Here is a 22862-nt window from a genome sequence, read left to right as displayed (position 1 = left end):
AGAGGCGGGCGCGCCGGGAGAACGCCCACGATGCCGAGATTTGTCACCCGCGCCCATCCGCTCCGGGCCGCCCTCCTCGCCGCCGCGGCGCTCTGCGCCCTCGCCGCTCCGGCCCGCGCCGCCGAGCCGCGGCTCAGCGACGGCAAGCTGAAGCTCGCGGTGCTCAACGACATGTCGAGCGTCTACGCCGATTCCACCGGCCGCGGCTCGGTGATCGCCGCCGAGATGGCAGTGAAGGATTTCGGCGGCACCCTCGACGGCAAGCCGATCGAGGTCGTCTTCGCCGATCATCAGAACAAGCCGGATGTGGGCTCCAACATCGCCCGGCAATGGTACGACCGCGAGGGCGTCGACGTGATCCTCGACGTGCCGACCTCCTCGGTGGCGCTCGCGGTGCAGCAGGTCGCCAAGGAGAAGGGCAAGCTCCTGATCGTGTCGGGCGGCGGCACCTCGGACCTCACCGGTCCGCAATGCTCGCCCACCGGCATCCAGTGGACCTACGACACCTACGCGCTCTCGCACGTCTCCGGGAACGCCGCGGTGAAGAAGGGGCTCGACACCTGGGCCTTCGTCACCGCCGACTACGCCTTCGGCCACGCCCTCGAGCGCGACGCCATCGCGGAGGTGAAGCGCTCCGGCGGCAAGGTGGTCTCCACCGTCCGCGCGCCCTTCGCCACCGCCGATTTCTCGTCCTTCCTGCTGCAGGCGCAAGGGTCGGGTGCCAAGCTCATCGCCTTCGCCAATGCGGGCGGCGACACCGTCAACGCGATCAAGCAGGCGCACGAGTTCGGCCTCGTCCAGGGCGGCCAGACCCTGCTGGCGCTGCTCATCAACATCGACGACGTGCACAGCCTCGGCATCGAGGTGGCGCAGAACCTCCTCCTCACCACCGCCTTCTACTGGGACCGCACGCCCGAGACCCGCGCCTTCGGCACCCGCTTCAAGGAGAAGGCCGGGCTGATGCCGACGATGCACCAGGCCGGCGTCTATTCCTCGGTGCTGCACTACCTCAAGGCCGTGCAGGCCGCCGGCACCGACGACGCCAGGACCGTGATCGCCAAGATGCGCGAGATGCCGGTCAACGACATGTTCGCGACGAACGGCCGGATCCGCGAGGACGGCCGCATGGTCCACGACATGTACCTGATGCAGGTGAAGACCCCGAAGGAATCGACGGGCGAGTGGGACCTCTACAAGCTCGTCGCCACCGTGCCGGGCGACGAGGCCTTTCGCCCGCTCGCCGAGGGCGGCTGCCCGCTGGTGACGGCGGCCAAGTAGGGCGGGCGCGGCAGCGCCGCACGCAGGCGCCGGCCGCGACTGTCAGAGGCGACCGGCAGGCCTGGCCTCGGCCGAGCTGCCGGCGCCGGTACTCCTGCGCCGGGCCGGCCCGGGCGACCACGCTTGCGACGGCCGCTCAGGCCGCACGAAGCGTTCCGAGGAAGTGCGCGACTTCCTGCGTCAGGTGCGCGGACTGGCTCGAGAGATCGGAGGCCGAGGCGAGCACCTGGGCGGCGGCGGCGCCCGTGACCTCGACGGCACCCGCAACCCCGGTCATGGTCGTCGTCACGTCGCCGGCGCCCTGCGCCGCCTGGGCCACGTTGCGCACGATCTCGCTCGTCGCCGCCCCCTGCTCCTCCACCGCGGTCGCGAGGCTGGTCGCGACGGAGGCGATCTCGCGGATCCGCGCCGCGATCCCGCCGATCGCCGCCACGGCCCTTCCGGTGGAGCCCTGGATGCGGCCGATCTGGCCGGTGATCTGCTCGGTCGCCCGCGCGGTCTGGTTGGCGAGATCCTTGACCTCGGCCGCCACGACCGCGAAGCCGCGCCCCGCCTCGCCCGCCCGCGCCGCCTCGATGGTGGCGTTGAGGGCGAGCAGGTTCGTCTGCCCGGCGATGGTCGAGATCAGCCCGACGACGTCGCCGATCCGGGACACGGCCTCCGACAGTTCCTGGACGAGGGCGCCGGTCTGGTCGGCATCCGCCACCGCGGTCTGCGCCAGCGAGGCGGAACCCGCGACCTGCCGGGCGATCTCCTGCACGGAGGCGCCGAGCTCCTCGGCCGCCGCCGCGACGGTGTTGACGTTGAGGGCCGCCTCCTTGGCGGCCGCGGCCGCGTCGGTGGACAGGCCGGCCGTCTGGTCGGCCGTGGCGGTCATCGTCCGGGCGGTGGCCTGCAGCTCCGTCGCCGCCCCCGACACCGTGCCGACGATGCCGCCGATCGCGGCCTCGAAGCTCCTGGCGATCTCCGCCATCGCGCGGCGGCGCTGCGCCTCGCTGTCCTGGCGCGCCGCCGCGTCGCGCGCATGCTCCTCCAGGGCCCGCGAGCGCAAGCCGTCGCGGAGGGCGACGACCGCCGAGGCGATCTGGCCGATCTCGTCCCGGCGCGCCGTGCCGACGACCTCGGCATCGAGGTCGCCGTTCGCGAGCCGCTGCATCGACTGCGTGAGCCCTCCGAGCGGCCTGGCGACGCTGCGCCCGATCCAGACCGCCAGGAGCACGAAGAGCGACGCGATCGGGGCGAGCGTCAGGCTGAGGTGCTGCACCTGCACCCACAGGGCGGCGTCGACGTCGTACACGTGCAAGCCCGACCCGACCAGGATCTGCCATTCGGGGATCGCGATGGTGTGGGTCACCTTCAGGGTTTCCGTCGCATCGCCTGGCTTGGTCCAGTAGTATTCCGTCGAGCTTTCACCCTTGGTTCTGGCGAGATCGACGATCTCGCGCATCATGAATTTGCCGTTCTTGTCCTTGAGGCCGAGCGCGTTCTTGCCTTCGAGGTCCTTCCGGATCGGGTGCATGACGGTATTGCCGTCGAAATCATAGATGTAGAAGTAGTTTCCGCCATCGAAGCGCGCGCCCCGGATGGCGTTCGCGGCACGCTGGCGTGCATCGGCATCGGTCAGTTCGCCGGTCTTCGCGCGCGCGACGTAGCTTCGAACGATCGTTGCGGCCACCTCGACACTGTGGCGGATTTCCTGGCGCTTCTGATCCAGCATGGCGTCCCGGATCTGCACGAGAGCAAGGCTGATCGAGCCGACCGCCAGCGCGAGGCCGAGAATGGCGAGGGCCGCGAAGCGGTGTGTAATGCGAACACGCAGGAGCATCATGGATTCCAATATTGGCGCTCGAGGGCTTCTAAATACTGTTTGTTGACTGCTCGTTAAAATCGCCCTGCCGAACATTTGAACAAGTGCCATCAAGTGAGATTTTGTCCACCGTGATAGAGGCGCGAGAGCCAGTTTTTTGATCGGCGATCAGCTCAACAAGACGGATCGTGATCTTGGTTCTTGCGCACTCGCCCGAAAGACCAGCACGCCGGCATTCACTTGGCGGCGCCAGGCATTGCAATGCAGGGGCCGATCAGGATGAACGCGTCGCCACCGTCGAGTGTCGAACCGGCCCGGCCCGGCTGCTCCTGCCTGATGATCTCACGGCAGCAACCGCCCCGCCCCTGCTGCCGCATCCGCCTCGTTTGGGACAATCGGTTTCGGACGGGACGCGGCCCGGTCCTGATCCGGAATGTATTCCTTCAATGCTCGGGCGATCCCTGAACGATGGCGCCGGCCGAGAGGAAGTGATGCTGGGTCATGGGCAGCTCGCACCGGCCGCGCGGCCGGCAGGCGACCAGTGTCCGCCGGCGCCGGGCCCCCACTCTGACCGCCACTGTCGACGGGGACCGACCCGGCACGCCGTCGCGACGCGCCTCGAGATCCACCCGCAACCGACGATCCTCAATGAAGCTCGCGACCACGACCGGCAGCGATCGGTCTCCTTCGCCTCGCCCGGCGGGATCCTCTTCGCGATATCGAATCGATAAGCTGTTCCATGAGGGGTCTTGCTGCGAACTCGGTTCGCAGGCGGTCTCGCGACGGTGCCTTGCGGGCGGGCGGGCAGGCGGCGCGGGCGCCGATCGACCCGATGACGGGAGTTCCCCGGCCCGCCGCGCCTCCGCCGGGCGCAGGCCCGGTGCGAGACGCCTGCCGACCTCACGGATCGGTGCGGTCCCGCGTCGTGATCGATCTCGGTGCGTCCCGCTGCCACACCTTAAGCTTTAATCTAACGGTTAGAGCGAGCGTCTTTTCTAATCTCGTAAACTCCAATTTAAGTCGATTCTTCGTAGGAGGGACGGCACCGTCGGAGGTTCGACTTTGCCGCTTTTCCGCTCGGGGCTGCGTGCCCTCATGGATGCCATCAATCTCTCTCGCAGCCGCATCGAGTTCGGCCTCGATGGGACGATCCGGGACGTCAACGACAACTTTCTGGCGCTGGTCGGCTATGAGCGCGGCGAGTTGATCGGGCAGCATCACAGCATGCTCGTCTCGCCCGAGGAGCGCGGCAGTGCGGCCTACGGTGCGTTCTGGGACGAGCTGCGGGCCGGCAAACCGCAGACCCGCGAGTTCAAGCGGCTGGCCAAGGGCGGGCGGGAGATCTGGATGCTCGCCTCCTACAACCCGGTCCTCGGCCGGAACGGCAAGCCGGCGCGGATCGTCAAGCTCGCGTCCGACATCACCGCCCAGAAAGCCCACAGCATCGATACGAACGGCCAGATCGCGGCGCTGCATCGCTCGCAGGCGGTGATCGCGTTCACGCCGGACGGCACCGTTCTGGAGGCCAATTCCAACTTCCTCTCCGTCATCGGCTATGCCCTGAGCGAGATCCAGGGCCAGCATCATCGGATCTTCGTCGACCCCGTCGAGCGCGACGGCACGGCCTACCGCGACTTCTGGGCCGCGCTCGGCCGTGGCGAGTACCAGACCGGCGAGTACCGGCGCATCGCCAAGGGCGGCCGCGAGGTGTTCATCCACGCCACCTACAACCCGATCGCCGACGCGGACGGGCGCGTGGTCAAGGTGGTCAAGTTCGCCACCGACGTGACCGACCAGGTGCACGAACGCCGGCGCCGCGCCGAGAAGGCCCGGGCGATCAACGCGGACCTGAACGCGATCAGCGACGCCGTCCATGGGGTGACGACGCAGACGGTGGCGGCCGCCCGCACGGTCCACCAGGTGTCCGGCGACATCCAGGCCGTGGCCTCGGGCGCGGAGGAACTGTCCGCGTCGGTGTCCGAGATCAGCCAGCAGGTGCAGCATGCCTCGCAGATCGCCGGGCAGGCCGTCACCCAGGCGCAGGAGACCGGCGCGATCGTGGCGGGCCTGAGCGAGCAGGCCTCGCGCATCGGCGAGGTGGTGGCCCTCATCCAGGCGATCGCGAGCCAGACCAACCTGCTGGCGCTGAACGCCACCATCGAGGCGGCGCGCGCGGGCGAAGCCGGGCGCGGCTTCGCGGTGGTGGCGCAGGAGGTCAAGCAGCTCGCCGAGCAGACCAGCAAGGCGACCGAGCAGATCCGCCAGCAGATCGGCGCGACGCAAGGGGCGACCCAGCAGGCGGTGGGCGCGATCGGCGCGATCCAGGGCACGATCCGCACCCTCGATCAGGTGGCAAGCGCGATCGCCGCCGCGGTCGAGGAGCAATCGGCCGTGACGCACGAGATGTCGGCGTCGATGCAGACCGCCTCGCGCGGCGCCAACAGCCTGGCCGGCAGCATGGAGGCGATCGCCCAGGCGGCCGAGCAGGTCGACCGTTCGACGACCAAGGTGCGCGAGGCCTCGGCCGTCGCCTGATGTGCCGGGGCGATGGTGCGTGGCCCGGATTCCCGGGCCATGGGGGGTCGCGCACCTGCGCCCAAGCCCGTGATACGACTTCCGCCTGATCTGTTCGTAGTCAGAATTGAGCGCGCCTCCCCTCTCCCGTGCGGGCTAACGCATTCACCGATCTCGGTCTGATGGTTCCCGCGCTTTGAAGGGAGCGCGCCTCCCCTCCCCCTTGTGGGGAGGGGTCAGGGGCGGGGGTGGTTCCGGATAAATCGCCGCGCCATACGCGGCACCACCCCCACGCGGGATCTTCGATCCCCATAGCCCCTCCCCACACCGTGCAGCGATACCGGGCAAGCCCGGCATCGCCTGGAGAGGTGGGATCCCGCGCCTGATTGATATCGGAACAGATCAAGCGGACGGCGTGTAGCATCCGGCCTTCCGCGTCGCGCTGCCTGAGCGGACGCGCGTCACGGTCGACGACAGCGGAGCTCCGCTCGGAGCCCCGGCCTCCTCCCGCCAGCCATGTCAGGGGACGCGCGTGGGCCGCAGGACCGACCGCGCGTCCGGCCCTACGACGCCGCCTTCCGCTCATGCGCCCGGCAGGCTCCGTCATCGGCGCGATGTCGGACCGCCTTCAACAATTCGCCGAAGTTCCTGGCGGTCATCGGCCGCCCGAAGAAGTAGCCCTGCCCTTCCGCGCAGTGCCGGCGCATCAGCTCGGCCTGCTCGCGCGTCTCGATCCCCTCGGCGATGACGTCGAGGCTGAAGCCCCGCGCCAGGTTCGCGATCGCCTCGACGATGGTCTGGTCCTTCCGGCTGCGCTCGACGCCGCTGACGAAGGAGCGGTCGATCTTCAGCCGCGTGACCGGGTAGTCCTTCAGCATGGTCAGCGAGGCGTAGCCGGTGCCGTAATCGTCGAAGGCGATGCCGACCCCGAGGGCCCGCAGCTCCCTCAGGTCCGCGTTGATCCGGGCGTCGCTGCGCAGGATGATGTTCTCGGTGATCTCGAGCTCGAGGGCGTCCCCCGGCAGGCCGTGGTCGGTGAGGATCTCCCCGACCACGCGGGGCAGGTCACCGGTCCTGAACTGGGCGGCGAAGAGGTTCACCCCGACGCGGAAGCGGGCGAAGCCGAGCCTGCGCCACTGGGCCGCCTGCTGGCACGCGGTGCGCAGGATCCACTCGGAGACCGGAACCGCGAGCAGGCTCGCCTCGAGGACCGGCAGGAAGGCGGCGGGGCTGACGAGACCCCGATCCGGGTGGTTCCAGCGGATCAGGGCTTCCGCCCCGGTGATGGCGCCGGTGTCGAGGAGGACCTGGGGCTGGTAGTACATCTCGAACTCGCCCCGCTCCCACGCCTCGCGCATGCCGGAACTCACGGAGGTGCGCGTCCGCGCGACCGCGCGCAGATCCGGGGTGAACAAAGCCACCCGGCTCCGGCCCTCGGCCTTGGCGCGGTAGAGGGCGAGGTCGGTGTCGCCGAGAAGCGCGCCGGACTCCCATCCGGCCGCATCGGCGACCGCGATCCCGACGCTGGCACCGACATAGATGCAGCGCTCGTCGATCTCGATCGGGCGCTCGACGGCAGCGATCAGGCGGCGGCCCAGATCCGCGCCCGCGACCGGATCGGCGGCGCCCTTCAGGAAGACCGCGAATTCGTCTCCCCCGAGGCGGGACACCAGCGCGTCGCGCCCGGCCTCGGCCGAGAGGCGGGCGGCGACCGTCGTGAGCACCGCGTCGCCCGCGGCGTGACCCAGGCTGTCGTTGACGTCCTTGAAGCCGTCGAGATCGATCAGGAGGAGGGTGGCGGCCGCGCCGTCGCGGCCGGCCTCCTCCATCCGGTCCGACAGCACCTTCCGGTTCGCGATGCCGGTCAGGTGATCGAGCTCCGCCTCGCGCTTGAGGCGCTCCTCGGCCCGGACCCGCTCGGTGACGTCGCGGACGATCGCGCCGAACCGGTGCTCGCCGCCTTCCGTCCAGTGCGAGAGCGAGAGCTCGATCGGAAACTCCTCGCCGCCGCGGCGGCAGGCCGGCACGGTGACGACCGCGCCGACGAGCGTGGTCGGATGGCCGGCGGCGGCGCGGGCCAGGCCGGCCTCGTGCTTCGCCCGGAAGGCGGACGGCACGATCAGGGTCAGCGGCTGGCCGAGCGCCTCCGCGGCCGCGTAGCCGAAGATCGTCTCGGCGGCCTTGTTCCAGAACACGATCCGGTTCGCGCCGTCGGCGCAGATGATGGCGTCGGGCGAGACCGCGGCGATCGACTCGAACTGCTTGCGGCTGTCGCGCCCGGCGAGCCTCAGCCTCCGGGCTTCCAGCCGCTCCATGACGAGACGGCCGAGGTCTTCCAGCGTCCGGCGCTGGTCGTCGGAGAAGTCGGTGCGTGGGACCTCGTCCTTGATGCAGACGCTGCCGACGACGAAGCCGTCCGGCGTGACGAGGGGCGCGCCGGCATAGAACCGGACGTGAGGCCTGCCGGTGACGAGGGGCGAGGCGGCGAAGCGCGCATCCGCCCGCGCATCGGGAACGACCATGACCTCGTGGCCGAGGATGGCGTGCGTGCAGAACGAGCCCGCGCGGTCGGTCTGGCACAGGTCCAGGCCGATGCGGGCCTTGAAGAACTGGCGGTCGGCGGCGACGAACGACACCAGGGCGATCGGAACCGCGAAGATGCGCCGCGCCATCCGGACGATGTCGTCGAACTCCCGCTCGGGCGCCGTGTCGAGGATGGCGTAGCCGTCGAGGGCGGCCAGACGCGCGCCCTCATCGTCCGGCGTCACGTCAGATCCTGATGAGGGCATCGCAGTCATCCGCAAGACTCAGAGTTGGGCGCCTCGCATGTGTGCGGTGGCCGATCGAAAGCTTGACTGGTGCTGCGACGGGTGTCGCGGATGCTCACGCCCATAACCCTGACGGGGTATGCGAAGAGTCTTGCCAATCTCCTACGGGGCCCGGCGGAGTCACTGTTAGGTGATGAATCCGGCCGCCGGAGACGGCGGACGACCCTCACCGGAGACGATGCCCCGCAGGGACCGTGCTGTCGGCGCCGGCCGGCTTCGGAGGGCGCGAGGGACAGGGCCGGTTCGCCGGCGGCAGGGACCGCCGCGGCCGCGCCGGTCGCCGCCTCGGCTTTTCCTGCCCGGCGAACGCGCGCAGTATGGAGTCAAATCGGGGAGGAAGCGATGCGGCCTGCCGTGATGGCCCACATCGACGAGCTCGTGCGCGCCGCGAGCGGCGCCGCGAACGGCGGCGGCGCGCGCGACCCGCTGATCAGCCAGTCGTGGCGGCGCTGCCTGGCCGAGTACCGGCTCGACCCCGCCGCGCCCCGGCGCGCCTACATCCACACCCAGGCGCGCCTGCGCGAGCACCGCGACGCCCTCGACGACCTGATCCGGGTGGCGCGCTTCGGCGTCGAGGCGCTGTACCGGCAGGTCTCGGGCCTCGGCTACGTGCTGATCCTGGCGGATGCCCGCGGCGTCGCCGTCGACTTCATCGGCGATCCGAGCCGCGACGGCGACCTGCGCCGCGCCGGGCTCTACCGCGGCTCGGACTGGAACGAGCACCTCGCCGGCACCTGCGCGGTGGGGACCTGCATCGCCACCGGCCAGGCGCTGTCGGTCCATCTCGACGACCACTTCGCCGGCGACCATATCGGGCTCACCTGCACGGCCGCCCCCGTCTACGCCGCCGACGGGACGCTCGCCGCCGTGCTCGACATCTCGGCGCTGCAATCGCCCGCGCCGAAGGCGAGCCAGCACCTCGCCCTCCAGCTCGTCACCTCCTTCGCCCACCGCATCGAGACCGCGAGCCTGCACAACGGCTTCCGGCGCGAGTGGATCCTGCACCTGTCGCGCTCGCCCGAATTCGCCGACATCGAGCCCGAGCTCGCCCTGGCGGTGGATGCGGGCGGGCGCATCCTCGGCTTCAACAGCCGCGCGCGGGCGCTGATCGACCGCGCCCTGCGCCGCCCGCGCGGGGCGGCCGAGGCCGGCGGGGCGGCCGATGGCCGCCATGCCGGCCTCGGCCTGCGCCTCGACGCGCTGTTCGAGGTCTCGGTCGACGACCTGCCGCGTTTCACCCGGGCCGTGCCGGTCGAGCGGCGCGTGCTGCGCCTGCGCGGCGGCGAACGCTTCTACGCCCTGGCGCTGGAGCCCGCCGCCCCGCCCCCGGTGCGGAGCGGCCGGCCTGCAGCGGCCCCCTTGCCGGATTTCGCCGGCGGCGATCCCCGCCTGGCGCTCATGGCCCGGCAGGCGTCGCGCCTGTTCGAGGCGGGCGTGAGCCTGCTCGTCGGCGGCGAGACCGGCACCGGCAAGGAGTTCTTCGCACGGACCCTGCACCGCGCCTCGCGGCGCGCCGGCAAGCCGTTCGTCGCGGTCAACTGCGCGGCCCTGCCCGAGACCCTGATCGAGTCCGAGCTGTTCGGCCACGCGCCGGGGGCGTTCACGGGCGCGGCGGCGCGGGGGCGGCAGGGCCTGGTGCAGCAGGCCGATGGCGGCACCCTCTTCCTCGACGAGATCGGCGACATGCCGCTCTCCGCGCAGACGCGGCTCCTGCGCGTGCTCGCCGAGCGCGAGGTGATGGCGGTCGGCGGGACGAAGCCGCAGGCGGTCGACCTGCGGGTGATCGCCGCGACGCACCGGGATCTCGCCGCCCTGGTGCGGGAGGGCCGCTTCCGCGAGGATCTGCTCTACCGGCTGGCCGGCGCCCGCTTCGTCCTGCCCCCGTTGCGCGAGCGCGCCGACCGCGCCGCCCTGGTCGAGCGGCTGCTGGCCGCCCGGCCCGGGAGCCGCCGCCTCTCGGCCGAGGCCGCTGCGGCCCTCGCCCGCCACGCCTGGCCCGGCAACGTCCGCGAACTCGTCGCCGCCCTCGACTACGCCTGCGCGCTCGCCGAGGCGCCGGAGATCGGCCTGGCCGACCTGCCCCCCACGGTGACGACGGCGCCCCGATCCGACCTGCCCCCGCCCGATGCGGCCTTGCCGGACGGCGCCGCCCTCGCGGCGGCCCTGCGGCGGCGCGCCTGGAACGTCTCGGCGGTCGCGCGCGATCTCGGGCTCGACCGCTCCACCGTGCACCGGCGCATGCGCCGCCTCGGCCTCGTCTCGCCCAACCACGCAGTGTGAGGCGCCACACCTGTGGCGGGGCCGCAGGTGTGGCGCCTCAGGTGGGGCACCTGATCCAGAACCATTCAGGGGCCTGTCCCTGCGCGCAAGGCATCGAGCCAAGCCAATAAAGATTATTTCGGTTACTTCCAGGTCACACATCTCCCATCCACAACCTCATCCTGAGGTGTCGGTCGACCTTAGATCGACTGACCTCGAAGGAGACCTCAAGAAGCCTCGATGATCTCTGGAGCCCTCCTTCGAGGCTGCTGCAAGCAGCAGCACCTCAGGATGAGGTCGAGGGCAGGAAGGAGTGTTGCGTCTCTTCGAAGACCTGTCGAAGCAACCAGCGCATCGGCTCGTCCGGCCCTGGCACACCGCTTGCGCAACCCTCTTCGCACAACAATGGGAGGAACCCCATGGACGCCATGGTTCGTGACGTCGCGCGCCTGTCGCCCGCCGACGAGCGGGTGATCGCCTGGCTCGACCGCTTCGACGCCGCCCTGCGGGCGCGCGACGCGGCGGCGGCGGCGGAGCTGTTCGCCGAGACCTGCTTCTGGCGCGACCTCGTCGCCTTCACCTGGAACATCACCACGCTGGAGGGCCGCGGGGCGATCCGCGCCATGCTGGAGGCGCAGCTCGGCGCGGTGTCGCCCGGGAGCTTCACGCTGGAGGAGCCGGCGAGCGAGGCGGACGGGGTCACCGAGGCCTGGATCGCCTTCGAGACCGCGTCCTTGCGTGGGCGCGGCTACCTGCGGCTCAAGGGCAACGAAGCCTGGACGCTGCTCACCGCGGCGCGCGAGCTGAAGGGGTTCGAGGAGCCGGGCGGGCCGCGGCGCGAGAAGGGCGTCCGCCACGGCGTCGAGCCCGGGCGGCGCTCCTGGGCGGAGCGGCGGCAGGACGAGGAGGCCGCGCTCGGCCGCACGCGACAGCCCTACGTGCTGGTGGTCGGCGGCGGCCAGGGCGGCATCGCGCTCGGCGCCCGGCTCAAGCGCCTCGGCGTGCCGGCGCTCATCGTCGACCGGCACGACCGGCCCGGCGACCAGTGGCGCAAGCGCTACAAGTCGCTGCACCTGCACGACCCGGTCTGGTACGACCACCTGCCCTACCTGCCCTTCCCCGATCACTGGCCGGTCTTCGCCGCCAAGGACAAGATCGGCGACTGGCTGGAGATGTACACCAAGGTCATGGAGCTGAACTACTGGCCGAAGACCGAGGTGAGTGCGGCGCGCTACGACGAGGATTCCGGCGAGTGGGTGGTCGACCTCACCCGCGACGGCGAGCGGCTGACGGTGCGGCCCAGGCAGCTCGTGCTCGCCACCGGCATGTCGGGCGTGCCGAACCTGCCGTCCTATCCGGGCATGGCGCGCTTCAAGGGCGAGAGCCACCATTCGAGCCGGCACCCGGGCGGCGAGGCCTATCGCGGCAAGCGCGCGGTCGTGATCGGCTCCAACAACTCGGCCCACGACATCTGCGCCGACTTCTACGAGAACGGCGCCGACGTCACCATGGTGCAGCGCTCCTCGACCCACATCGTCAAGTCCGAGACGCTGATGGAGCTGGCGCTCGGCGGCCTCTACTCGGAGGAGGCGCTGGCCAAGGGCATCACCACCGAGAAGGCCGACATGCTGTTCGCCTCGGTGCCCTACCGCATCATGCACGAGTTCCACGTCCCGGTGTACGAGGAGGCGAGGCGCCGCGACGCCGACTTCTATGCCAGGCTCGAGAAGGCCGGCTTCCGGCTCGATTTCGGCGATGACGGCTCGGGCCTGTTCATGAAGTACCTGCGCCGCGGCTCCGGCTACTACATCGACGTCGGCGCCTCCGACCTGATCGCCGACGGCAAGATCAAGCTCGCCCACGGCACGGTGCGGGAGATCACCGAGGACGCGGTGGTGCTGGAGGACGGCACGCGGCTTCCCGCCGACGTGATCGTCTACGCCACCGGCTACGGCTCGATGAACGGCTGGGCCGCCAGGCTCATCAGCCAGGAGGTCGCCGACCGGGTCGGCAAGTGCTGGGGCCTGGGCTCCGACACCACCAAGGATCCCGGGCCCTGGGAGGGCGAGTTGCGCAACATGTGGAAGCCGACCCGGCAGGAGGCGCTGTGGTTCCACGGCGGCAACCTGCACCAGTCGCGCCACTACTCGCTCTACCTCGCCCTGCAGCTCAAGGCCCGCATGGAGGGACTGCCCACGCCGGTCTACGCGCTGGCCGAGACGCACCACGCGTCCTGAGGACCGACCGGCCCGCCCGGACGATCGCCCAAGGCGGCGCGGCTGCGACCGCGCCACCCCTCGGGACCCTGATGACCGGCGGCACCGCGGCGGGAACCGGGCCGCCCGCCCGCGCCGGGCGCTGCAATTCTGCAACATCACGATCATTTCATGATCCGCTCGGCGCACAGCCGAGCGGCGGAGCGGCGCGCCCACGGATTATTTCCGACAGAAACACAACGGCTTGCGCTGGGACACATCGTCCAGTTTTGAACGAGACGAAATAAGATCAAGATTCGGCTGCACTTCGTTCGCTTGTGCCATCGTATCCAAGATGATTGATTGGTTTTCCAATCGTTTTGATCGGTTCGGATTCAGGGCATGCAGCCAATCTCGATCGACGCGCTGCATCGCGGCGAGGGCGTGAAGCTTCGGCATTTCCTGGCGCGCCGGCTCGGCAACCCGGCCGATGCCGCGGACGCGCATCAGGAGACCTACCTCCTGATGCTCGCGGCGCTCGCCCGGACGCGCGTCGAGCACCCCTCCGCCTTCCTGTTCCAGATCGCCAGCAACGTCGCGCGCCGCATGCGCAACCGGCAGCGGCTGGAAGGCACGATCTTCGCGCCGGTGAGCGACGCCGAGTGGGCCGGCCTTGCCGACAGCCAGGCCCTCCCGGAGCGGCAGGCGATGGCGCGCCAGGACCTCAGGCGCCTCGCGGCCGCCATCGACGAATTGCCGCCGCGGTGCCGGGAGGCGTTCCTGCTCGCCCGCATCGAGGGGCTGCCGAACGGCGAGGTGGCGGCGCGGCTGGCCATCAGCCGGAACATGGTCGAGAAGCACCTGATCAAGGCGCTCCTGCATTGCCGCCGGCGGTGCGGCGACCTTTTCTGACGGGCCGGCATCAGGATTCCGGCGGCTCGTTGATCTCCAGGGAAGGGCTGCACCCTCGGACCGTCCGGGCGCAGGTGGGACCCGGAGGGACTGGCGGTGGCCATCAGCGAGGGGACGGACGCACCGGACGGACCTGACGCCGAGGATCCGGTCGACGAGGCGGCGGCCGGCTGGGTCGTGCGCCTCGCCTCGTCGGACGCGACCGAGGCCGACCGCGCCGCCTTCGACGCCTGGCTCGCGGCCGATCCGGTCCACGCCGCGTCCTATGCCGAGATGGAGGCGTTGTGGCGCCGGCTCGGCCACCTCCCTGAACCCTTGCCCGGGCCCTCGCCCGAGGCGCGGACGCGCCGGATCCCGAAGGGGCCGGCCGGCCTCGCCGCGATCCTCGTGCTGGGGGCCACGCTGGCCGACCAGTCGGGCCTCGCCGATCGGTGGCGCGCGGATCTCTGGAGCCGAACGGGCGAGGTCGCGCACGCGACCCTGGCCGACGGCAGCCGCGTCGACCTGAACACCGGGACGGCGCTCGCCCTGCGCTTCACCGGGACGGAGCGGCGGGTGCAGCTCCTGCGCGGCGAGGCCGTCTTCGACGTCGCCCGCGAGCCGGGCCGGCCCTTCATCGTGGAAGGCGGCGGGCTGGAGGTCCGGGCTCTGGGCACGGTCTTCGTCGTCCGCGCCGACGGCGCCGGCCGGCCGGTCGGCGTCGCGGAGGGGCGCGTCGAGGTCACGGCCGCGGGCCGGCAGCTTCGCGTCTCCGCCGGCGAGGCGATCGCCCGTGAGGACGGGGCCGTCCCGACCATCGTCAAGGCGGATGTCGGGCGGGCGACGGCCTGGCGCGACGGACGCCTGGTCGTCTCCGGCGAGCGCCTGTCCGACGTTCTGGCCGAGTTCGCTCGCTATCGCCGCGGCCGCATCGTCCTCCTCGACGCGCGGGCCGGCGAGCGGCGCGTCACCGGGGCGTTCGATCTGCGCAACACCGACGACGCCCTCGCGGCGGTCGCGTCGGCCCTGGGCCTGCGCGTCACGCATGTGACCCCTCTCCTCGTCCTTGTCGGCTCGCCGCTCTGAAAAAAGTTCCGGGAAATCCGCCGATGCGACGTCAGGAGATCGGCTCCCCGTTGATCTCAGGTCTGTGAGGGCAAGAGCGCGCGTGAACGCGCCGGCCCTCCGGGCAGACGGACAGGGTGGTCGGAATGGCGTCGCGGGAGCGTGGAGTTGCGGGTGGGCGGCTGGCCGGGGTGGCCCTGGCCGGCGTGTCGCTGCTGGTGCTGATGCCGGCCGCGTTGACGCCGCGCGCGCAGGCCGAGGGGCGTGCCGCACTCCCTGCCGCGCCCGACGCGGCCGGCGAGACCGTGTCCCTGTCGATTCCGGTCGGGCCGCTGGAGCCGGCGCTGGTCAGCTTCACCGAGCAGGCCAAGGTCAAGCTGGTCTACGCGACCGACCTGACGCGCGCCCTGACCACGACCGGCGTCACCGGCGAGTTCCGGCCCCTCGAGGCCCTGGGCCGGCTCCTCGAGGGCACCGGCCTGAGCTATCGCCGGGTGAGCCCTTCCACCGTCACCCTGGTCAACCCGCGCTACGCCCAGCTCGGCGCGACGCCCGAGGAGACGGTGCGCCTCGACGAGATCGTGGTCGAGGGCCAGCCCGCCGGCCGGGCGGCCGCGGCCGGCCTGCCGCCGCCGACCGGGACGGTCGGGCAGCCCCCCGTACCCTACGCGGGCGGCCAGGTCGCCACGGGCGCCCGCCTCGGCTTCCTCGGCAACCGCTCGGTCCTGACGACGCCGTTCAACGTGACGGGCTACACCGAGACGCTGATCGCCGACCAGCAGGCGCGCTCGCTCGCCGACGTGGTGCTGAACGACCCCTCCGTCCGCAACGACGCGCCGGCCTTCAGCGAGCGCGATTCGTTCTTCATCCGCGGCTTCTCGGTCACCAACCTCGACACGGCCTTCGACGGCCTGTTCTACCTCGCCAACCCGCGGCGCGTGTTCGTGGAGGGCATCGAGCGGGTCGAGATCCTGAAAGGGCCGACGGCGCTGCTCAGCGGCGGCACCGGCCGCGTCGGCGGCACAATCAACCTGATCCCCAAGCGCGCCTACGACGAGCCGCTGACGCGGCTCACCACGACCTATCTGAGCGACGCGCAGGTCTGGACCCACGCCGATCTCGGCCGCCGCTTCGGCCCGTCGAAGGAGTGGGGTGTGCGCGCCAACGCCTCCTACCGCAACGGCGACACGCCCCTCGACAAGAACGCCATCGAGGTCGGCGTCGCGACGCTCGGCCTCGACTACCGCGGCGAGCGCCTGCGCGCCTCGCTCGACCTCGTCCACAACACCCAGAACATCACGGCGCCGACCTCACTGTTCAACGCGGTTGCCCCCACCATTCCGGTCCCGCGGGCACCGAACAACCGCCTGAACACGGCAAGCTCCCTCGAATATATCGACACCCGCTACAACATGGCGGCGGGTCGGGCCGAGTACGACATCCTGCCCGATACGACGCTCTACGCCGCCGGCGGGGTCAGCCGCTACAACGAGGACTTTCTCACCTCGTCCTACCGGGTCACGAGCCTGACCGGACAGGCGACCAACACGCTCGCCATCCAGCCGCAGGAGATCCAGGGGCTCACCGGCGAGGTCGGCCTGCGCACGAAGTTCCGGACCGGCTTCCTCGGCCACTTCGTCACCGTCTCGGCGGTCGAGGCGAACAACCGGAACTACCGCGGCGGCTTCGTCGCGCCGGTCCTGCCGGTCTTCCAGACCAACATCTACGATCCGGTCCACCTGGCCCGCGGCTCGGTCAATACCGCATTGCTGCCGCGCTCCGACAACCGGCCGCTCTTCACGGAACTCAGCGCCCGCAGCGTCGGCCTCGCCGACACCCTGTCGCTCGGCGAGGACCGGTTCCTCCTGACCCTCGGCGGGCGGTTCCAGGAGATCGACCAGCAGAGCTACGTCACCGCCCCCGGGGCGACGCTCGGCAACCTGGCGTCGAACTACCAGCGCGGCCGGTTCAGCCCGGCGCTCGCGGCGGTCTTTCGCCCGACCGACACCCTCTCGTTCTACGGCAACTACATCGAGGCGCTCGAGCCCACGGCCCTCGCGCCGGTCACGGCGATCAACGCCAACGAGGTGTTTCCCCCCGCCGTGAGCCGGCAGAAGGAGTTCGGCGCCAAGTACGATTTCGGCACCGTCGCGGTCACCGCCTCGCTGTTCGAGATCGAGCAGCCCAACGCCTTCACGGATCCCGCCACGCGGCGTTTCTCGGTCAGCGGCCTGCAGCGCAACCGCGGCCTCGAACTGTCGGTGTTCGGCGAGCCGGTCCCGGGGGTGCGGCTGCTCGGCGGCGTCACATTCCTGGACGGGCGGCTGGTCAACACCGCCGGCCGCCAGTTCGACGGCAACGTCGCCCCCGGCGTCCCGGACGTGGCGCTCAACCTCTACGGCGAGGTCGACCTGCCGCCCTGGCTTGCGCCCGGCCTGACGCTGACCGGCCGGGCCATCTACACCAGCGGCCAGTTCTACAACCAGGCCAACACGCAGTCGGTCCCCGACTGGACGCGCTTCGATGCGGGCCTGCGCTACACCTTCGAGGGCGCCTCGGGGAAGCCGGTGACGATCCGGGCCGTCGTCGAGAACGTGTTCGACAACTCCTACTGGGCCTCGGCCGCCCGCGGCTTCCTGGCGGTCGGCGCGCCGCGCACGGTCATCGTGTCCGCGACGATGGATTTCTGAGGGATGGATTGGTCAGGAGAGCGGCCTCGCCCCGAGCCGTCCACCGTCCTGGACGAGAATGGCACGGGTTCTCTCCTCTCCCCGCGGGCGGGGAGAGGAGGAAGCCCGAACCTTCGCCTCGCACGTTCCTGCAGGTCATTCGCGGTCTGGGTCGCCTCGCTGCCACCGCAATCGCAGAGAATGAGCATGCCATTTCATCAAAAAGTGATTGTACGCGAAAAAAACTCCAACGACGTGCGCTCAATTTCCTGAGATTTTGCTTTCATAATAATTCCAATATACACAAAGAAGCCAAATTATCAAGTGTTTTTGCTTGACTCATCCGCGAAACGCGAGCGATAGACAGCGCCACGGCGCGCAACCGACATCGAGCCGCGTGGGTCTGGCGACGCTCCGTCCCCGTACCCGGACCGGAGGCCGCCGACGAGACACCGGTGCCCGCGCCTCGCCGCAGGCCCGGGATGCCCCCACGGGAGGCCAGAACAGGGTTTGGTCGTCATGCCACCATCGCCTCTGCCTGAATCGTCCCAGCGCGTCGCCGAGGCGGCGGCCTTCCGCAGCTTCGCCAACGGCTACCTGCGCGAGATCGACCCCGGTATCCGGGTGCGCCATGCCCTGGCGGACGGGGCCCCGGCGACGTGCGTGGAGTGGAGCCTGCGCAGCCGGCACGTCGCGATCCGGGCCGAGATCGTCTCGCCCTCGCTCTGCGGCGCGCAACGGTTCGGCCGGCTCTGGACCCGCCATCGGCACGAGCCGCGCTGGCGCCTCGTCGCGCCGATGCGGGCGCTTCAGGACCTGCTCGACGAGGCCTCCGCGCGCTGCGACGAGGGCGTCCCCGAGACCGCGCGGACCCGCGAGCTGGAGCTGCTCGGGCGGGTGCTCGACAGCTATCGCGAGACCGCCCGCCAGCTCGAGCTGCCGGATCCGGAGGACGAGGCGAGCTTCATCGACGCGGAGCGCTCCCTCGTCTTCGGCCACTGGCTGCACCCGACGCCGAAGAGCCGGCAGGGCCTGACGCCGTGGCAGGCGCGGGCCTACGCGCCCGAGGAGGGCGGACGATTCCGGCTCGCGGTCTTCGCCGCGGATGCCGCCCTCGTGCGGCACGATTCGGCGGTCGGCCGCTCAGGCCCGGAGATCGCCCTCGACCTCCTCGGCGCGGATGCCGCGCGCCTGGCCCTGCGCCCCGGCGAGATCGCCCTGCCGATGCACCCGCTGCAGGCCGAGGCGCTGATGCTGGAGCCCCCCATCGCCGAGATGCTGGCGGCGGGCGCCCTGCGGCCCCTCGGCGCCTTCGGCCCGCTCTTCACCGCGACCTCCTCGCTGCGGACCGTCTACGCGCCGGAGAGCGCCTGGATGGCGAAGTTCTCGCTTCCCGTCACCCTGACGAACTCCCTGCGGGTGAACCGGATGGCCGAGCTCGAGGCCGGGGTCGCCGTGGCGCGCCTGCTCGCGCGCAGCGGCGGGGCGGAGCACCCGGCCTTCCGGATCCTCGCCGATCCGGCCTACCTCACGCTGCACTGTCCCGGCCTCCGGGAGAGCGGCTTCGAGACGGTGCTGCGCGAGAACCCGTTCCGGGGCGGCGCGGAGCGCGGCATCGCCACCGTGGCGGCGCTGACCGCCGAGCCCCGGCCGGGGCGTCCCTCGCGGCTCGCCGCGCTCGTGCGCCGCGTCGGCTCCGGCGGGGCCGCCGACCTCGCCCATGCCGCCAGGACCTGGTTCAGCCTCTACCTCGACTGCATGCTGGAGCCGGTGATCGCGCTCTACGACCGGCACGGCATCGCGCTCGAGGCGCACCAGCAGAACGCGCTCCTCGACATCGCCGAGGGCTGGCCGCGGCGGGGCTTCTACCGCGACAACCAGGGCTTCTACCTGTCGGACTCCGCCCGCCCCCGGCTCGAGCGCCTGGTGCCGGAGACCGGCGCCATCGCGTCGCTCTACTTCGACGATGCCGAGATCCGCCGGCGTCTCGCCTATTACCTCGTGGTGAACCAGGTCTTCTCCGTCATCGCCCGCATGGGGCATGACGGGCTGGTCCGGGAAGAGGTCCTCCTCGACGACCTCGCCCGCCGGCTGGAGGCGGTCGCGCGGCGCATGGCCGGGGAAGGCCATGCGTTTGCCCGCGCGCTCCTCGACGGGCCGACACTCTGCACCAAGGCCAACCTGCGGGTGCGCCTGGCCGACCGCGACGAGCTGGCCGCCGGCGACGCCGCCGGCACCTACATCGACATGCCGAATCCGCTCAAGGCGCGGGCCGCCAGGACGACATCCGGCCGTGTCCTCGCATCCTGAGGCGGCCGGGCGGCCGCGGGACCGCATCATCGAAGGCCGTGCCGTCGAGGACCGGGTTCTGCGCCAGCTCGCGGAGGCGGTCCTGTTCGAGGGCCTGGCCGCGCGCGACGCCGCGCCCGGCGACGGGCGGCTGCACTGGCGGCTCGGCCCGCGCCGTTTTCGCGCTCGCGGCAGCGTCGGCCCGTTCGGCCGCCCGCGCCTCGTGCCCGGGACGGTCGAGATGGCGGGAGTGGAGGGCGGCTGGCAGGACGCCCCGCTCGCCGCCCTGGTGGAGGCCCTGCCGGCATCCGTGGAGCACCGGGAGCGCCTGCTGGCGGAGCTCCGGCAGACGGTCGCGCTCTGCCGCTGGAACGCCGGGGCCCTGCCGGTCCCGGAGCGCCGCGCGCTCCCCTTCGCGGCCCTCGACGCGGCGTTGTGGGAGGGCCATCCCTACCATCCCGGCTTCAAGGCCCGGACCGGCTTCACCCTCGACGACCACGCCCGCTACGGGCCGGAAGCGGCGCGGCCGTTCCGGCTCGACTGGCTCGCCCTGCCCCGGAGCAGGGTCGCCCTCTCGCTGCCGGGCGGGGAGGAGGCGTTCTGGCGCGGCGTGCTCGGATCGGACCGGGACCGGCTGCTGCGCCGCCTGCACGAGGCCGGCCACTCCCCCGGCACGCATGCCGTGCTGCCGGTCCATCCCTGGCAGATGCGCCACCTCGCGCAAGGGGAGCCGCTGCGCGCCCGGCTGGCGGAGGGCAGCGCCGTCCCGCTCGGGCCCGCCGGGCCGCGCTACCGCGCGAGCCAGTCCCTGCGCACGCTGCACGCCTGCGACGACCCGCGCGCCCCGAGCGTGAAGCTGGCCTTGAGCGTCGTCAGCACGTCGAGCCTGCGGATCCTCGATCCGCATTGCGTCCTGACCGCGCCGGCCCTCTCCGACTGGCTGGCGGGGATCGTCGCCGGCGATCCCCGCCTCGCCCGGATGTCAATCCTGCGCGAGCACGCCGCGGTGATCGCCGACCGCGACGGTCCCCTCGCGGGCCGGCTCGCGGCGATCTGGCGCGAGAGCCCGGACCTCGAGCCCGGCGAGGCGGCCATCCCGTTCAACGCGCTCTGTTGCTGCGAGCCGGACGGCACCGCCTTCGCGGCGCCCTGGCTCGAGCGCTACGGCCTTGCCGCCTGGCTCGACCGGCTCGTGGAGGTCGCGGTGCTGCCGGTCTGGCACCTCCTGGCGGCCCACGGCGTGGCGCTGGAGGCGCACGGCCAGAACATGATCCTGGTCCATCGCGACGGCTGGCCCGAGCGGGTGATCCTGCGCGACTTCCACGAGAGCGCCGAATACGCGCCGGACTTCCTGGCCGGCGTGCCCCCGGTGCCGGATCTCGGCGCCATCGACCCAGCCCATGCCGGCCCGGCGGATGACCGCTTCCACGCCATGAGGGCGGCCGACACCCTCGCCGAGTTGGTGACCGACAGCCTGTTCGTCTTCTCGTTGAGCGAGGTCACCCATCTCCTCGCGCGGATGCACGGGCTCGACGAGGCCGGGTTCTGGACCGGCCTCGGCCGGCGCCTGCGCCGCCACGCGGCGGAGCACGGGATCGAGGACCGGTTCGCCCGTCTGAGCGTGAAGGCCTCCGGCGTGGACGCGCCCCGCCTGCGGGTCGAGGCGCTGCTGGCGCGCAAGCTCGGCCTGGAGGAGGCGCGCTGCAGCCACCTCGTCCCGAACGCCCTCGCCCCCAACGCCCTGCCCTCCCCTCTCACCCTCCTGCGGACAGGCTCATGATCGAGATCGACGGACGCATCCTGGCGGCGGACGAGATGGAAGCCCTCGTCGCGCAGGTCGCCGGGAAGGCCCGCCTGCAGGGCGGCAGCGGGGAGCGGGTCGCGGCGCGCTTTCGCGACACCGCCGGGAGCCTCGCCTTCATCCTGGCCGCCCGCCGGGTCGGCGCGACGCTGCTGCCGCTCCATCCGGCCCTGCCCGACGACGGTGCGCGGCGGCTTGCCGCCCGCGCCGGCTGCCACCGGGTCTTCCTCGACGACCTCGACGGCGAGGGCCTGGACGGGGCACCACCCTCGTCTCCCGGCGAGGGCCATCTGCTCCAGATGAGCTCCGGCACGACCGGCGCGCCGAAATGCATCGCCCGGCCCTGGAGCGCCGTGGAGCGCGAGATCGAGAGCTACGTCGCGGCCTTCCCGGCGCCGGACGGGATGAATCCGGTGATCGCCTGTCCGATCACCCATTCCTACGGGCTGATCTGCGGCGTCCTCGTCGGGCTGCGGCGCGGCCGGGCGCCCATCCTGCTCGACACCGCCAATCCGAAGTACCTCCTGCGCCGCCTGCGCGAGAGCGAGCGCCCGCTGCTTTACACCGCGCCGGCCATGCTGCACACGCTCGCCCGCCTGATGCCGGAGGGCGAGGGCCTGCACGCGGCGATGACCTCCGGCACGCTGCTGCCGGCGCCGTGGTTCGCGGCAATCCGCGCCCGGGTCACCCACCTGTTCCAGCAATACGGCTGCTCCGAGACCGGGTGCATCGCGGTGAACCCGGACCTTCGCCAGGCCAACGCGATCGGCTACCCCCTGCCCCATCACCGCGTCCGGGCGGGGACCAGTGCCGAGGCGCCCGCGGAGATCGTCGTCGAGGGCGAGGGCGGCACGGTGCGGACCGGCGATCTCGGCTACCGGCGGCCCGACGGCATGCTGGTCTTCGTGGCGCGGGCGAGCGACACGATCAACGTCTCGGGCCTCAACGTCTATCCGGGCGAGGTCGAGGACGTGGTGATGGCGATGCCGGGCATCACCGACGCTGTCGCCTTCGCGAGGGCCGACGCCTTCGCGGGCGAGCGGGTGATGCTGCTGTTCAGCGCGGAGGCGCCGGTGCCGCCCCGCGCCCTCCAGGACTGGTGCCGCCGCTGGCTCGCCGGCCACCAGGTGCCGGTCGAGACGGTGCAGGTCCCGGCGATCCCGCGCCAGGCCAACGGCAAGATCTCCCGCCGGGAGGCCGCCGAGCGCTACCGCAGCGGCTGCCTGGAGGCCACCGCGTGACCCGGCGATTGACCCGGGACGACGC

General features: G+C 71.5%; 12 protein-coding genes. 10 read left to right on the top strand and 2 right to left on the bottom strand.

Features of this window, described 5'->3' with window-relative positions; genetic code table 11:
* The first annotated feature begins 30 nt into the window (after positions 1-30).
* On the top strand, positions 31-1278 hold the full coding sequence (locus tag EU555_RS06040) for an ABC transporter substrate-binding protein (RefSeq protein WP_135413761.1): 1248 nt from the start codon (positions 31-33) through the stop codon (positions 1276-1278).
* 136 nt (positions 1279-1414) lie between these two features.
* Here EU555_RS06040 and EU555_RS06035 read toward each other — a convergent pair whose 3' ends face one another.
* A complete protein-coding gene (locus tag EU555_RS06035; RefSeq protein WP_205820805.1) occupies positions 1415-3181 on the bottom strand; it encodes a methyl-accepting chemotaxis protein in 1767 nt (588 codons plus the stop codon).
* A 999-nt stretch (positions 3182-4180) separates the two neighbouring features.
* Between EU555_RS06035 and EU555_RS06030 the strand changes: the two genes are divergently transcribed.
* Positions 4181-5620, top strand: coding sequence for a methyl-accepting chemotaxis protein (locus tag EU555_RS06030; protein WP_135413760.1), 1440 nt, complete (start codon positions 4181-4183; stop codon positions 5618-5620).
* A 542-nt stretch (positions 5621-6162) separates the two neighbouring features.
* On the opposite strand, the gene EU555_RS06025 is transcribed toward EU555_RS06030, so the two are convergent.
* Complete coding sequence (locus EU555_RS06025) at positions 6163-8367, bottom strand: sensor domain-containing phosphodiesterase (RefSeq protein ID WP_205820803.1); 2205 nt, start codon at positions 8365-8367, stop codon at positions 6163-6165.
* A gap of 402 nt (positions 8368-8769) precedes the next feature.
* On the opposite strand from EU555_RS06025, the gene EU555_RS06020 reads away from it, so the two are divergent.
* The 8 genes from EU555_RS06020 to EU555_RS36870 all read left to right on the top strand — a co-directional run bounded on the left by EU555_RS06020 (position 8770) and on the right by EU555_RS36870 (position 22837).
* Positions 8770-10707 carry a sigma-54-dependent Fis family transcriptional regulator gene (locus EU555_RS06020; RefSeq protein ID WP_135413758.1) on the top strand — a complete coding sequence of 646 codons (1938 nt, stop codon included), beginning with the start codon at positions 8770-8772 and terminating at the stop codon, positions 10705-10707.
* A gap of 407 nt (positions 10708-11114) precedes the next feature.
* On the top strand, positions 11115-12923 hold the full coding sequence (locus tag EU555_RS06015; protein WP_135413956.1) for a flavin-containing monooxygenase: 1809 nt from the start codon (positions 11115-11117) through the stop codon (positions 12921-12923).
* Between the two features lie 360 nt (positions 12924-13283).
* Positions 13284-13793 (top strand): sigma-70 family RNA polymerase sigma factor, encoded by a 510-nt coding sequence (locus EU555_RS06010; protein ID WP_135413757.1) that lies wholly within the window; start codon positions 13284-13286, stop codon positions 13791-13793.
* 96 nt (positions 13794-13889) lie between these two features.
* Positions 13890-14858, top strand: a complete 969-nt coding sequence (locus EU555_RS06005; protein WP_135413756.1) for a FecR family protein — start codon at positions 13890-13892, stop codon at positions 14856-14858.
* Between the two features lie 125 nt (positions 14859-14983).
* Positions 14984-17527 carry a TonB-dependent receptor gene (locus EU555_RS06000; RefSeq protein WP_205820801.1) on the top strand — a complete coding sequence of 848 codons (2544 nt, stop codon included), beginning with the start codon at positions 14984-14986 and terminating at the stop codon, positions 17525-17527.
* A gap of 513 nt (positions 17528-18040) precedes the next feature.
* A complete protein-coding gene (locus EU555_RS05995) occupies positions 18041-19816 on the top strand; it encodes an IucA/IucC family protein (protein ID WP_135413954.1) in 1776 nt (591 codons plus the stop codon).
* Positions 19800-21575: an IucA/IucC family protein gene (locus EU555_RS36875; RefSeq protein ID WP_281041271.1), complete on the top strand. Its 1776-nt coding sequence runs from the start codon at positions 19800-19802 to the stop codon at positions 21573-21575. The genes EU555_RS05995 and EU555_RS36875 overlap by 17 nt, the downstream gene beginning before the upstream one ends.
* A complete protein-coding gene (locus tag EU555_RS36870) occupies positions 21572-22837 on the top strand; it encodes an AMP-binding protein (protein ID WP_167858452.1) in 1266 nt (421 codons plus the stop codon). The genes EU555_RS36875 and EU555_RS36870 overlap by 4 nt, the downstream gene beginning before the upstream one ends.
* The last annotated feature ends 25 nt before the right edge of the window (positions 22838-22862 follow it).

The organism is Methylobacterium nonmethylotrophicum, assembly GCF_004745635.1.
GTDB lineage: Bacteria > Pseudomonadota > Alphaproteobacteria > Rhizobiales > Beijerinckiaceae > Methylobacterium > Methylobacterium nonmethylotrophicum.
The sequence above is the reverse complement of the archived record's forward strand: the minus strand, read 5'-3'. Positions and strand labels throughout refer to the sequence as shown.